This is a genomic window from Nocardia sp. NPDC003345 (genome assembly GCF_053589395.1).
The window spans coordinates 1-13648 of record NZ_JBSFRU010000040.1 but is presented as its reverse complement, the minus strand read 5'-3'; the positions used below and the strand labels follow the sequence as shown (position 1 = coordinate 13648).

The window sequence follows — 13648 nt, the reverse complement described above, 5'->3', positions numbered from 1 at the left end:
GTCACGGTTGCGGATCGGCCTCCGCGATATCGAGACTCAGGCCACTGGCGCGCAGGACATGCCTGTCGATCGCGGCGCGAATCGCCTCCTCGGTGCCCAGGATCCGCACATGCCGGCGCGCACGGGTGATCGCCGTGTACAGCAGCTCACGGGTGAGCAGGGTCGACCCCGGCTCCGGCAGAACCACGGTCACGGCGTCGTACTGGCTGCCCTGGCTGCGGTGGATGGTCATGGCGAATACCGTGACCACCGAGGGGAACTGGGTGGGATGCACCAGATACGGTTCGTCACCGCGCTGCAGCGCCACCCGCAGCGTCCCGTCCGGGCGGCGCAGCACCACACCGGTATCGCCGTTGTAGATCCGGGCCTCGTGATCGTTGGCCGTCACCAGTAGCGGCTGTCCCGGATACCAGGTGCCTGTACGGGACTCGGGGCCCGCACCGGCCGCCGCCGCCCATTCGGCGGCCGACCGATCCCAGTGCTCCACCCCGTAGGGTCCCCGGCGGTGCGCGCACAGCAGACGATGGGATTCGAAGGCCCCGAGGGCGCCGGCGGCATCACCGTCCAGCGCGGCCTCGGTCACCCGCTGCGCGGTGGAGACGACATCGGCCCGGACGGCGGCGATTTCGTCCGGGCCGAGCAGTTCGAGCATATCCCCACCGGCGCGCAGCAGTTCCAGCGCGGTCTCGGTATCGCCGGCCCGCACCGCGACCGCGAGATCGGCGATGCGGCCACCGAACCGGCGGCCCCGAGTGAGCCGGACGATACCGCCGCGCAACCGGATCCGCTCCGCCTCGGTGAGCGCCTCGGGATCGGCGGGCCCGCCCGGATCCCCGGTACCCGCGAGGGCATCGAATGCCGGATCGGTGCCCGCCTCGAACGGCGAGGCGACCAGATCCGCGAGCACCGCGCCCGCGTCCACCGACGCCAGCTGGTCCGGGTCACCGGCCAGGATGAGCCGGGTGTCCGGGCGCAGCGCGGCCAGCAGCCGGCTCATCATGGTCAGTGACACCATGGAGGTCTCGTCGACCACCACCACGTCGTAGGGCAGCCGGTTGTGCTCGTGGTAGCGGAACCGGGTGGTGCGGCCGCGCTGCCAGCCCAGCAAACGGTGCAGGGTCGCGGCCGACAGTTCCGGCAGGCCCAGCTCCGCGGCCTGGTCGCGCACGGCCTCCTGGAGCCGGGCCGCCGCCTTACCGGTCGGGGCGGCCAGCGCGATCCGCAACGGCGCCGCCCCGGGAACGGCCGGGGCATGCGCCACCAGCAGGGCGAGAATCCGCGCGATGGTATGCGTTTTCCCGGTTCCGGGGCCGCCCGCGACCACGGTGGTCCAGTGGGTGGCGGCCAGCACGGCGGCCACCCGCTGACGGTCCGGCGCCGGCCCCGGTGACCCGAAGAGGCGGTCGAGTTCGCGGCCCACGACCTCCAGGTCGACGGCGGGCCGGGCGGCCGCCCGGGCCGTGAGCACCCGGCGGATGATCTGCTCCTGCCGGTAGTAGCGATCCAGATACAGCAGCGGGCCGCTGCCGTCCCGGGCCGGATCGACCAGCCGGAGGGGACGCAGCGGGCCGGCCTCCCCACCCCGCACCAGCACGCTCTCGCGCAGGGCGTCCACCACGGCGACCTCGTCGGGCCAGGGCAGCTCGGCCGGGTCCACCGCCTCGGCCCGCTCGTCCTCGGCGTCCACGCCGATCTCACGCATCCGGCTCAGGTCCAGGCAGACCGATCCCGAACGCACCGCGCGCACCGCCAGCGCCGCGGCGAACAGCACCAGTTCCCCGCTTTCGCCGCCGAGCCGGCCGAGCCGCTCCGCGACGTGCACATCCGCCGCGCCGAGAACTCCGGCCTCGTTGAACTCCCGCAGCATCCCGGTACCGCGCTGGGCCACCCTGATCGGTATCACGGGGTACCCCCCGCGAGCAGATCCGACAGGGCGCCGATCAGGCCGGGAGGTGGCGTCCAGTCGAAAACCCCGGCACCGTCCGGGGTCTCGGGCCCGATCATCGCGCGGACGAACAGGTAGCGGATACCGCCGAGGTGGACCGCCGGATCGTAGTCCGGCAGCCGCCAGCGCAGGTAGCGGTGCAGCGCCACCGAATACAGCAGTGCCTGCAAGGGATAGTGGGAGCGGATCATCTCCGCCGCCATGCGGTCCCGGGTGTAGTGCGCGACGGTGAGATCACCGGTACCGAGCCGGTTGGTCTTGTAGTCGACCACGACGTAGCGCTGGTCGGGGGTCCGCAGGACGGCGTCGATACTGCCGGTGAGATATCCGCGCAGCGGGACATCGTCGAGAGTGCCGAGCGCGTCGGCGTAGGAGTGGAAGATATCGCCGGGTTCCAGATGCGCCCGGACCGTCGCGGCGATCCGGCCGAGGCCGGCGGCGGTGCCCGAGGGAGTGTCGCCACCGGCGAGCGGGAGTTCGAATTCGAGTTCGCACAACCGGTCCCGGCCGGGCACATCGGCGAGGCAGCCGAACCCGATCGGCGTGCGCAGCACCGCCAGCAACGCGGTCGCCAGGGTTTCCGGATCGGCGTCCGACAGCATCTCGGCGATCACTTCGTCGCACCGCGCCCGCACCGCACCGGCCAGGTCCGCGGTATCGGTATCGACGCGTTCCAGTACAGCGTGTACCAGGGTGCCGAACTCGGCGCCGTAGGGCAGGCTGTTCATCAGCGAGGCCGCGCCGGGCCCGGGTTCGGCCGCCGCGGGCGGGACCTCGGGTTCGTCGCCGGGCCCCGGGCCCTCCTCGGGCTCGTTCGCGGCCGCCGTCTCGTGGGCCGCGGCGGTCAGGGCCGAATACGACGTGCGGCGCCAGTGGTCGTCGAGGGTCCGGTCGAAGGTCGCGACCGCCAGACCACCGGATGGGGCCTGCGCTCGCGGCCGCAGCACCGGTATCCCGGTACCGGGATCGGCCGAGGTGACCGAGATCGCGTCTTCCGCTCCGGCCGCCCGCTCGCGGATTCGCTCCACCGCCGAGGCGTCCTCGGGCACCGGGGCACGGGATTTCGGCTGCGCCGCGTCCGCCGTGCGGCCGAACAGCAGCCGGTGCAGGGGCGCGACCGCGGTCCCGAACGACGGCGCCCACCATGCCACCACCTGACAGCACGCGCGCGTGAGCGCGACATAGGTGAGGCGTAGTTCCTCGCCGGCGGATTCGGCGTCCGCCTGTTCCTTGCGTGCCGCCCATCCCGGTGCGTCGGGCCCGCCGATATCGAGAACCCGCACGCCGTCCCGGTGCATGAGCAGCGTGGCGGGCTTCGGATCGGCCGAACTGTCCCAGGCGAACGGCAGGTACACGACCGGGAATTCGAGCCCCTTGCTGGCGTGTACGGTGGCCAGCTGCACCGCCGCGATATCGCGATCGAGGCGGCGGCCCCGGCCGGGCACCGATCCCGATGCGGGATCACGGACCCGGTCGGACAGCCAGCGGGTCAGCGCGGTGAGCCCGAGGCCCTCGGTGGCCGATATCTCGTCCAGCAGTTGCGCGAGATGGCGGAGATCGGTCAGCCGGCGCTCCCCCTGCTCCACCGCCAGCAGCCGGGGCGCGAGCCGGGTGGCGGCGCCGATGCGCTCGAAGACCGCGGCGAAACCGCTACGGGCGAAAAGCCGCGCGCCGTCGCGTAGTTCGGCACTCACCCGGCCCACCAGATCCGCGCCCTCGGCATCGATATCGGCGGCGGTATGGCCGAACAGCGGCGTCAGCGCGGCCAGCCGCACCCGGTCCGCGCGATGCGGCTGTTCGAGGGCGTGCAGCACCCACAGCCAATCGGTGGCGCTGCGCGTGGCGAAGATACTGCTGCCGCTGGTGAGTACCACGGGTACGCCCGCTCGTTCCAGCGCCGCGCGCACCACATCCAGCTGGGTGTGGGTGCGGACCAGCACGGCGATATCACCGGGTCCGATCGGCCGCCGGCCGGTACCGGTAGCCGGGACCGTATCGGCCCGCCGGCCCGCCCCCGCCGCGAGTTCGGTCCCCGATTCCAGCAGCGCGACGATATCGGCGGCCAGATCCGCGGCGACCCGGGCCCGCTGCCGGTGGATATTGGGAAATCCGGACATACCGCGCGGCCCCGCGCCCGTCCGCGGCAGGCATCGCAACCGCAGCGGGGTGGTCAGCTCGTCGGGGCCGGTCAGCCGCGACCACGGCTGGGTGGGCGCGACCGGCGCCACCACGATCTCGTCGTGGCCCAGCGCGGCGCCGCCGAGCAACTGTTCCAGCGCCCGGAGCAACCCGGCGTCGCTGCGCCGGTTCGTGGTGAGCTCCCGGCGCGCGGTCGCGTGCCCGACCGCGTCCAGATAGCTCAGTACCTCCGCGCCACGGAAGGCGTAGATGGCCTGTTTCGGATCACCCACCAGGATGAGCGGGCGGTGGCCGTGGAAGGCGCGGCGCAGAATCTCCCACTGCAGTGGATCGGTGTCCTGGAATTCGTCCACCAGCACCACCCGATACCGGTCACGGATCCGCCGGCACGCGGCGGCACCGCGCCGGGGGTCGGCCAGGATATCGCGCAGCAGTATCAGGAGATCGTCGAAATCCCGGATCCCGGCCAGACGTTTGCGGCGTTCGGTCTCGGCCCGCACCGCCTCGGCGAAGGCCACCCGCTGCGCGGACGCCTCATCGCTGTCCGGCGCCAGGAGCGCCTGCCGGTCGCGGACCGCGGCGAGCACGAACCGATGCGCCTGCTTCACCGTGAACGGGGCGGGGGTGCGCGCGTAGCGGCTCAGATACAGATCCTCGACCACCGCGTCGACGATATCGCCGGCCTCCTCCACCAGGCGGGCGCCGGGATCGAGGTCACCGGCGAGCCCGAGTTCGCCCAGCATCCGCTGACAGAAGCTGTGCGTCGTGGCGATCACACCGGCGTCGAAATCGGAGAGCGCGGCCAGGAGCCGGGCGCGGCGCGCGCCGACCTCGACCGGCTCGGCCGTGGCCAGATGGCGCACCAGTTCATCGGTGCCGGACCGCGCCGCGTCCGGATCGGCCAGCGCCGCGGCCACGGCGACGAACCGGTCGCGGGTCCGTTCGCGTAGTTCCTGGGTCGCGGCGCGGCTGAAGGTCACCAGCAGCAGGCTCGCGATATCGATCCCGGCCTCGGCGACGTAGCGCACGGCGAGCCCGACGATCGCGTAGGTCTTACCGGTTCCGGCGCTGGCCTCCAGTACGGTGGTGCCCTCGGGCAGCGCACCGCAGAGTTCGAACGCGTTGTCCGGGGGTGAGACGGTGATCGTGGTCATCGGCGGCCTCCCGTCCGGTGCCGCGTGGGGCCGGTGGTCACGGTTCCCCCTGTCGTTCGGCGCGCAGCAGCGGAACCCACAGCCGGCGGGCGATGGCACCGAATCGAGTGGTCTCCACCGGCTCGCCGGCCGGCGCGCCGGCCTCGGTGAGATCCCGCAGTTCCGGGGCCGGACCCCAGATGTAGCGCAGATTGCGATCGGTGTGCTCGGCGAAGTCACGGCGTTTGTCACCGCCGCCGAACTCCCGGTCGGCGGCCACCAGCGCCTCCTCGGGCGGCAATCGGCGGTACCTGGCCTCGGCGTAGGCGGCGGTGGTGGCGGTCGAGATGGGCAGCGGCTCGGCCAGACCGGCGTCGCGCAGCGCGACCAGGGTCCGCAGGATGGGGATCGCGTCGGTGCCGCCCGGCGCGGTGAGTTCGGACCGCCAGGCCGGGGTCGGGAACCGGCCGCGCCCGGTCACCGCGGCCCGCCACGTGCCCTCTGCGCCGGCGGCCAGTGCCAGCAGCGACACCCAGGCCGACAGCCGGTGTTTCGGCGCGATCCGGGAGAAGGTGCTACGCACCAGCAGATCGCCGCGTACTTCGGCGACGGTACCCGTCAGCCGGCGGTCGCCGCCCAGGTCCACCGCGATATCGATATCACGCGGCGCGTGTTCGTAATCGGGGGCGGCGGCCCGGAACAGGGTTTCGACGGTGCGCTCGACCTCATCGAGCACGGCCCGGCCCAGTTCGGCCGGCGGGAGCGCGCCGCGACGCCATTCCGCGGCGCGCAGATCCGCCGGATCGGCGCCGGACAGCCGCGCGCTCAGCATCCGTTCTCCGAGCGCCCACCGGTCCAGGCCGCCGAACTCGATCGGCAGCCGGTCGGCCAGATCCTCCTCCTGGTCCGGTACCCGCAGGCCCAGCCGCTGCCACAGGAAACCCCGGACCGGATGTTCCAGGAAGGCGACCAGTTCGGCGAGCCCGATCTCGGTGATCGCCGCGGCCGGCAGGGTCCGGGTGAGCAACCCGGACGGCTCGGCCGGGGACACGGTCACGGCCCGCGCCGCGGCGAAGGCCACCGGATCGAACGAGAACGGGTGCGCGGCATCGAAATTGCGCCGGTCGTGTGGTTGCAGCGGATGGCGGGTGAGGACAGCGGGCAGTCCCGCGTCTCCCACATGGGCCCGCAGGGTGTCCAGCAGTTCGGCGATCGGAACCGCGGGTGGGCGATAGGCGCCGGTGACCGGGTCCGCTCCGGTGTGCACAACGACCAGGGTGTCGCGGGCGGCCATGATCGCGTCCAGCAGCAGCTGCCGGTCCTCCGAACGCGGATCGCGTTCGCCCGGAAGCGGTTCGCGGGCCGGGACCTCGTCGCCGTCGGCGGCGCCCGCGCGGGGGAACGCCTCGTCGTCGACCCCCAGCAGCACCACCACCCGGTGCGGCACCGAGCGCATCGGAGTCATCGTGCAGACCGTGAGTTCTCCGGTGCGGAAGTTCGCGCGGGTGGGCGCCGCGGCGAGGCGTTCCCGCAGCAGTACGGTCACATCGTGATGCCGCAGTGGGATATCTCCGGCGTGCGCGGTCGCGGCGGTGAGTTCGCGCCGCGCCTCGGTGCGGATCCAGGCCTGCGATTCCGGCACATCGGTGAGCAGATCCAGCGCGCGGCCGAGTTCGGCCGTCCAGCGGGCCGCCGGGGCGGGGCCGCGTAGTTCGCGCAGGATCGAGGCCAGCCGGTCGATATATTCGGCGAACCGCCCGGCCAGGTCGATATCGTTGCTGTCCACGTCGTCGAGCGGCAGCACCCGGTCCAGCCAGTCCTGCGAACTCTCGTCCGCGGTGACGCCCAGCAGGATCCGGTCGATCGCCGCGTTCAGGGTGTTCTGCTCGAAGTCGCCGAGACCGAAGGCCTGCCGCTGCCGCCGTCCGATACCCCATCGGGCGCCGGCCTCCACCGCCCACTCCCGCATCCGCTCGATATCGTCGTCGTCGAATCCGCAGGCGCGGCGCACCGGCTCGGCGGCGGCCAGATCCAGCACCTCGGTCACCGTGACCCGTCCGCGCGCCAGCTCGAGCAGGGTCGCGACGACCCCGAGCAGCGGGTTGGTGACCGCCCGGCCGCGGTCGGCCGAGCGCACCCGCAGCCGGTGCCCGGGATGAACGGCCGGATCGTCACGCGTATCGGCGATTCCCGGCATCGGTTGCCCGAAGGCGGCCCGCACCAGCGGGGCGAACTCTTCCACCTCCGGACACATGATCAGGACGTCGCGCGGTTCCAGGGTGGGGTCGGCGGCGAACAGGCCGAGCAGGCATTCCCGCAGTACCTCGACCTGCCGTACCGGTCCGTGGCAGGCGTGTACCTGCACGCTGCCGTCACCGGCGACCCCGGCGGCGGGGCGCTCATCGTCGCGGATATGCGCCTGCAGCACCCGCAACAGGCTCGGCGCCGCGGGTGCGCCCGGGTCCTCGTGGTGGGTGTCCGACACCGCCGGCGGCAGACGCCACTGCAGCTCCCGGATATCGCGACTCAGCCCGGCCAGCAGCGGATGCCGGACCAGCGTCGCGGAATCGTCGTCGGCCCGGGTGCGGCCGGGAACATACAGCCGCTCCCCCGGTATATCCGCGCCCGCGTCGCGGCGGGCCCGCGTCAGGGCCTCCCACATGACCGGACTCGGATGAGCGAGCCACAGGTGCAGATCGCGGTGTTCGGCCAGGGCCGCGAGGACCGCCAGCTGCGCGGCGGGCAACCGGGTGGCGCCGAACAGCGACAACCGGCCGGGCAGGGGAACGGCGGCGGGTTCGGCGCGCAGCCGGGCGCAGGCCGCGGCCAGCCGTTCGGCGGGTCCCGGGGTTCCCACCACCGCGCGCAGCCGCCGCCACAGGGCCGGCTGCCAGCACAGATCGTCGGGTAGCGGGCGGCCGGTGCCGTCGGTATCGGCGCCTGTCGCCCATTCGATGATCAGGGTCGGGCGCTGGGTGGCGTAGCCGTCGAACAGAGTGGCCAGCCGCGCGGCGGTGGCGTAGCGCCGGCCGCGCCGGTGCTCCACGCCCGGTTCCGCGTCGTCCGCGAAATCCGTGTCCTCGTCCCCCTCGTGATCCGGCCACGCCCCGGATCCGGATGGCGGCGAGGCGGTTCCGAGGTGATGGGCCAGGACTTCACACCACGGCTCGTCCACCGCCTCGTCGATGACCCGCAACAGCGTCCAGACCAGTCGATCGTGCGACCAGGGATCGGCGTGGGTGTCGAAACCGGCGGTATGCGCCAGGATCTCGTCGACCAGGGTGGCGGGGGCCGGGAACCGGATATTGGCCGCGATGCCGTCGCCGCCGGGACCGGAGACGCCGAGCGATCCCGAAAGCCGCTGTGTCAGCCAGCGTTCCACGCCCTTGGCGGGGACGGCGACCACTTCGGTGGCGAAGGGATCGGGCAGCGGATCCGCGAGCAGACCGGCCAGGGCGGTGGCCAGCACGTCCGCGCGTTCGGCGCGATGGATACGCAGCGCCATCTCCGCCCTTTCGCTCGGCCCGTCACCGTCCTTCGTGGCATCCGCGCTATGTCTCGGCGGCCGCCTGGTCAACCCCGTTTATACGCCCCGCCCCCGACACCCCTCGCCAACCCCCCGTGACGGTGACCGGACAACCCGGGGACAGTTGATCATCAGGTGAATGTCCCTAGCGCCGAATGCTTTTACCGGATAACCACACGATCTGCACAGTGATTTGTCGCACATAAGCCACCGACACGCGGTGCGATGGCCGGGATCCGGCGGAGACGCTGTGTCACAGTGCAACCCCGGGAGGAACGGGTTACTGCACGAAAGGCTGGTCGGTTCGATGAAAGCGCTGGTTGTGCCCCTGATACCGAGAGACGGATTCACCGTGCGCCGCAGCGGCGAGCGATGGGAACTCGTCAACACCCGGCATTACGGTCGCAGCGTCGTACTGCATTCCTGGCCGCGCGAACAGCACAGCGAGGCCTTCGAACACTGCTACCGCCTCAACGGGCGGGCGGCGGCAGCGGTGCGGGCTACCGCGCGGGTCCGGTAGCCCTTCGGGAAAAACGTGCGCGCGGAGCCCCGATATGACAAGGTGTTCCCTCGTGCGTTACCCCCTGCTCACCGGTGCGGCGTCCCGCGTGGCCGCACCCGCCACTGTCCTGGCCGCCGCCGCGATCCTGTTCGCCGGCGCACCGGCCGGTCTGCCCTCGGCCGACGCCGTCCCGCACGCCCACACCCAGGGGTGCGCGCACGGATTCGACTGCGATATGTCGGGCCGGATCGAAACCGTCAACGCCTATCTCGACTCCCGCCCGGGAGTCACCGGCTATGTGATCCGGGATCGGCAGACCGGCGCGGTCTACGCCAGCCCGCATGCCGAAGACCTGGTGTGGAGCGCCTCCACCATCAAGCTCGCCATCGCCGAGGACCTGCTCAACCGCGCGCGGGTCGGTGCCATCGCACTGTCGCCCGAGGACCGCGGCCTCATGGAGCAGATGATGTCGACCTCCAACGACCAGGCCACCGATCTGCTCTGGAACAAGTACTCGGGGTTGGACGGCCAGGCCTACAACAACGCCTTCCGCGCGAACGGCATGACCAGCCTCGCCCCGCAGACCCCGCCGGGCGGGCGCCCGCACTGGGGTTTCCAGAAGACGACCGCCGCCGATCTGGACCGGCTGATGTCGAATGTGCTCGACCGGATGCACCCCGACGACCGCAACTACCTGCTGGATCTGATGCGCCGGGTCGACTCCAACCAGCACTGGGGCGTCTGGGGCGCCGGTGCCGCGATGCGGCCGGGCCTGAAGAACGGGTGGTCCGAGGAGCAGGGCGGCTGGGTGGTCAACTCGGTCGGCTTCGCCGGGCCGGGCGAACGCTACACCCTCGCCATCATGACGGCCATGAACGGCGAGGGCGGCTACCAGGAGGGGTCGCAGACCGATACCACCATCGCCGAGAACCTGCTGTCCGGACGCTGATCCGCGATACCGGGAAGGGCTCCCGTCCAGGACGGGAGCCCTTCGTCGTCCGGGGGGCGGGTCAGCGGATCCGCCGCAACCGCATCGGCGCGTCGTCGCGGGGGAACGGAATCGTGGTGAACCCCCACGGCATCCGGTAGCCCTCCGGGAAACTCCATTCGTAGTCGCGGACCATGGCCGAGATGATCGTCTTCACCTCGAAGGTGCCGAAATGCATTCCGATACATTTGTGCGACCCGGCGCCGAACGGCATCCAGGCCAGCCGGTGGGCCTTGTCCTCGCGGCGTTCCTCGGAGAACCGCAGGGGATCGAAGACCTCCGGATCGGTCCAGAGTTCCTCGAGTAGATGATTCACCTGGTAGCCGAGGTCCACGGGTGTTCCGGCCGGTATGTAGTGCCCCAGGATCTCGGTATCGCGGACGGCGCGGCGCACCATCCCCGGAACCGGCGGCATCAGCCGCAGGCTCTCCTTGACCACGAGGTCCAGTGTGCGCAGGGTATCGAGATCGGCGATGGTGGGCGCTTCGGCGGCCGAATCCAGCGCCCGCACCTCCGCGCGCACCTTCTCCTGCCACTCCGGGTGTTTGCCCAGGTAATAGGCGACCGCGGTGGCGGTGGTGGTGGTGGTGTCGTGCGCCGCCATGATCAGGAAGATCATATGGTTGACCACATCGGCGTCGCTGAACACCGATCCGTCCTCGGCCCGCGCGTGGCAGAGGCCGGAGAAGAAATCGGGGGCGTCGCTGCGCCGTTTACCCGGCAGCATGGCGGTGAAATAGTCCTCGAGCACCTTGCGTCCGCGCAGTCCGGCACGCCATTTGCCGCCGGGCACGCTGTGACGGACGATAGCCAGCCCGGCATGGGTGCAGGCGACGAAGGCATCGGTGAGTTGCCGGCGTTGCGCGCCGACCTCGGCCGCCATGAAGGTCTCGCCGGCGATATCGAGGGCCATATCCTTGATCGCGGGGAACAGTTGCACGGTCCGGGTCGCGTCGCGCCCCTCGGGCACCCATCGGGAGATGGTCGAGCGCACCACCGGCGTCAGTTCGGCCAGATGCGCTTCCAGCCGGTCGCGGGTGAACGCCTGCTGCATGATGCGGCGGTGGAACATGTGCTCGTCGAATTCGAGCAGTAGCAGCCCGCGCCGGAAGAACGGCCCGATGAAGTAATCCCAGCCCTGCCCGAAATCGCGGCGGCGGCGGCCGACCACCTCGTCGAGGGCATCGGGGCCCGCCGCGAACACCCGGTCCATACCCAGGGAGCTGTTGATGCTGACCGGCCCGTAGCGCCGGTACCGGTCGAGCATCTCGGCCGGGCCCCAGCGCATGTAGTGGAAGGTGCGGCCCATATAGGGCAGCCCCGCGTCACCGTGGACCGCGACGGCGTCGCTCCCGGCCGGCGGGGTCGCCAGGGTTCTGGGACGATCGGGCACCTTCAGCAACAGGCGATCCACGAGATGCCGGTGCGGTATCTCGATGAGAGCAGAGTTCTCGGTATCGGTGTGCGCACGCGAACGCCGCGCGGCGGCACGGTCGACGGTGACCATGGCGAAACCTCCTGAGAGACAGCACCCATCGTATTGTCTTTGTTGCAACGACTGCGTTGTTTCCACCGAATCGGTACCATCCCGCCCTCCCCCGATACCGGCACGCGATCGCTATGGTGGTGAGATGCCACACCGCGACCAGTGAACAACGGGCAGCCAACTGTGTCCTCCACCGCTACTGCCACTACCGTGTGCGTTGACAGGAAAGATCACCGGGCAGCACCGGCCCACCGCTGCGAGGAGCGCGACCATGAGCACGCAACCTGTTGGAAACGGCCGGCACCGCGTCGTCGTGATCGGGTCCGGCTTCGGCGGCCTGTTCGGTACCAAGCATCTCAAGCGCGCCGATGTCGAGGTCACCCTCATCTCCAAGAGCACGACCCACCTGTTCCAGCCGCTGCTCTACCAGGTCGCGACCGGAATCCTGTCGGTCGGCGAGATCGCCCCGGCGACGCGGCTGGTCCTGCGCAAACAGAAGAACGCCCGGGTCCTGCTCGGCGAGGTCACCGATATCGATCTGGAGAACCGCAGCGTCACCTCGGTACTCCTGGGTGAATCGACCGTCACCCCCTACGACAGCCTCATCGTCGCCACCGGCGCCCAGCAGTCCTATTTCGGTAACGATCAGTTCGCCACCTTCGCCCCCGGTATGAAAACCATCGACGACGCCCTCGAACTGCGCGGCCGGATTCTCGGCTCGTTCGAGCAGGCCGAGGTGGCGCGCACCCAGGAGGAACGCGACCGGCTGCTCACCTTCGTCGTCGTCGGCGCCGGGCCCACCGGGGTGGAACTGGCCGGGCAGATCGCCGAACTCTCCGACCGCACGCTCGAGGGCACCTTCGACCACATCGATCCGCGCGACGCCCGGGTGATCCTGGTCGAGGGCGCGGGCGCGGTACTCGGCCCGATGGGCCCCAAACTGGGCGGCAAGGCACAGCGGCGGCTGGAACGTATGGGGGTGGAGATCCAGCTCAACGCCATGGTCACCGATGTGGACGCGCACGGCGTGACCGTCAAGGACCAGGACGGCACCACCCGGCGGATCGAATCGGCGTGCAAGGTGTGGTCGGCCGGCGTACAGGCCAGCCCACTGGGCAAGATGCTGGCCGACCGGTCGGCGGGTACCGAGGTCGACCGGGCCGGCCGGGTGGTGGTGGAACCGGACCTCACCATCAAGGGACATCCGAACGTCTTCGTCGTCGGCGACCTCATGTCGGTACCGGATGTTCCGGGACAGGCCCAGGGCGCGATCCAGGGCGCCACCTACGCCGCGAAGCAGATCAAGGCCGAGACCGCGGGTAAGCAGGCCGTCACCGACCGCCGGCCCTTCAAGTACTTCAACAAGGGCAGTATGGCGACGATCTCGCGTTTCAGCGCCGTCTGCCAGGTGGGCAAACTCGAATTCGGCGGCTTCATCGCCTGGCTCGCGTGGCTGGCCCTGCACCTGTACTACCTGGTCGGCTACCGGAGCCGGATCATCACGATCATCCAGTGGTTCGTCACCTTCCTCGGCCGCAGCCGCGGGCAGATGGCGGCGACCGAGCAGTGGATCTTCGCCCGGCTGGCCCTCGAGGCGGTTTACAGCGACAGCGAAGAGGGCGAAGAGATCGTGCGGGGGGCCGCGGGACGCCGGCCGCAGGGCCCGGTGGGCGGCGGCGCCGGCACCGAAACCGCCACGCCGGATGCCGAGAAACCCGAAGGCAACCGAAAAGTCGGCTGACCCGGCCGACATCCCCACTCCATACGCACTCCGGAGCTAACATCGGGCAAACCGACAATTTCCGGAGAGAGGCGACCATGGGGAAGCACAGCACTACCGGTGTGGCCCGGCGCGCTGCCGGTTCGGTCCTCGCGGCGGGCGCCATCCCGCTCATCGTCACGCTGATCGGCGGTGCCGGCGCCGATCAG

Annotated in this window: 7 protein-coding genes; 3 read left to right on the top strand and 4 right to left on the bottom strand. The window is 70.9% G+C overall.

The features are described from left to right. Position 1: 1 nt before the first annotated feature. The 3 genes from recD to recC are packed head-to-tail and all read right to left on the bottom strand — an operon-like array spanning position 2 to position 8722. Positions 2-1903, bottom strand: coding sequence for an exodeoxyribonuclease V subunit alpha (recD, locus tag ACWDU1_RS07630; RefSeq protein ID WP_449996483.1), 1902 nt, complete (start codon positions 1901-1903; stop codon positions 2-4). Beyond that, entirely contained in the window at positions 1900-5238 is a 3339-nt protein-coding gene (locus ACWDU1_RS07625; protein WP_449996482.1) for a UvrD-helicase domain-containing protein, read from the bottom strand. The genes recD and ACWDU1_RS07625 overlap by 4 nt, the downstream gene beginning before the upstream one ends. A gap of 37 nt (positions 5239-5275) precedes the next feature. After that, positions 5276-8722 carry an exodeoxyribonuclease V subunit gamma gene (recC, locus tag ACWDU1_RS07620; protein WP_449996481.1) on the bottom strand — a complete coding sequence of 1149 codons (3447 nt, stop codon included), beginning with the start codon at positions 8720-8722 and terminating at the stop codon, positions 5276-5278. 328 nt (positions 8723-9050) lie between these two features. On the opposite strand from recC, the gene ACWDU1_RS07615 reads away from it, so the two are divergent. Both ACWDU1_RS07615 and ACWDU1_RS07610 read left to right on the top strand, forming a co-directional pair. Continuing rightward, entirely contained in the window at positions 9051-9263 is a 213-nt protein-coding gene (locus ACWDU1_RS07615; RefSeq protein ID WP_357421391.1) for a hypothetical protein, read from the top strand. A 52-nt stretch (positions 9264-9315) separates the two neighbouring features. Then, on the top strand, positions 9316-10194 hold the full coding sequence (locus tag ACWDU1_RS07610) for a serine hydrolase (protein ID WP_449996480.1): 879 nt from the start codon (positions 9316-9318) through the stop codon (positions 10192-10194). A 61-nt stretch (positions 10195-10255) separates the two neighbouring features. Here the strand turns inward: ACWDU1_RS07610 and ACWDU1_RS07605 are convergent, their stop codons facing one another. Then, positions 10256-11740, bottom strand: coding sequence for a cytochrome P450 (locus ACWDU1_RS07605; protein WP_449996479.1), 1485 nt, complete (start codon positions 11738-11740; stop codon positions 10256-10258). A 250-nt stretch (positions 11741-11990) separates the two neighbouring features. Between ACWDU1_RS07605 and ACWDU1_RS07600 the strand changes: the two genes are divergently transcribed. Beyond that, complete coding sequence (locus tag ACWDU1_RS07600) at positions 11991-13460, top strand: NAD(P)/FAD-dependent oxidoreductase (protein WP_449996478.1); 1470 nt, start codon at positions 11991-11993, stop codon at positions 13458-13460. Positions 13461-13648 lie beyond the last annotated feature (188 nt).

Bases quoted from the DNA above. Each gene is read 5' to 3' on its own strand.
- ACWDU1_RS07625 (WP_449996482.1), bottom strand. From the start codon at position 5,238: ATGACCACGATCACCGTCTCACCCCCGGACAACGCGTTCGAACTCTGC.
- recC (WP_449996481.1), bottom strand. From the start codon at position 8,722: ATGGCGCTGCGTATCCATCGCGCCGAACGCGCGGACGTGCTGGCCACC.
- ACWDU1_RS07615 (WP_357421391.1), top strand. From the start codon at position 9,051: ATGAAAGCGCTGGTTGTGCCCCTGATACCGAGAGACGGATTCACCGTG.
- ACWDU1_RS07605 (WP_449996479.1), bottom strand. From the start codon at position 11,740: ATGGTCACCGTCGACCGTGCCGCCGCGCGGCGTTCGCGTGCGCACACC.
- ACWDU1_RS07600 (WP_449996478.1), top strand. From the start codon at position 11,991: ATGAGCACGCAACCTGTTGGAAACGGCCGGCACCGCGTCGTCGTGATC.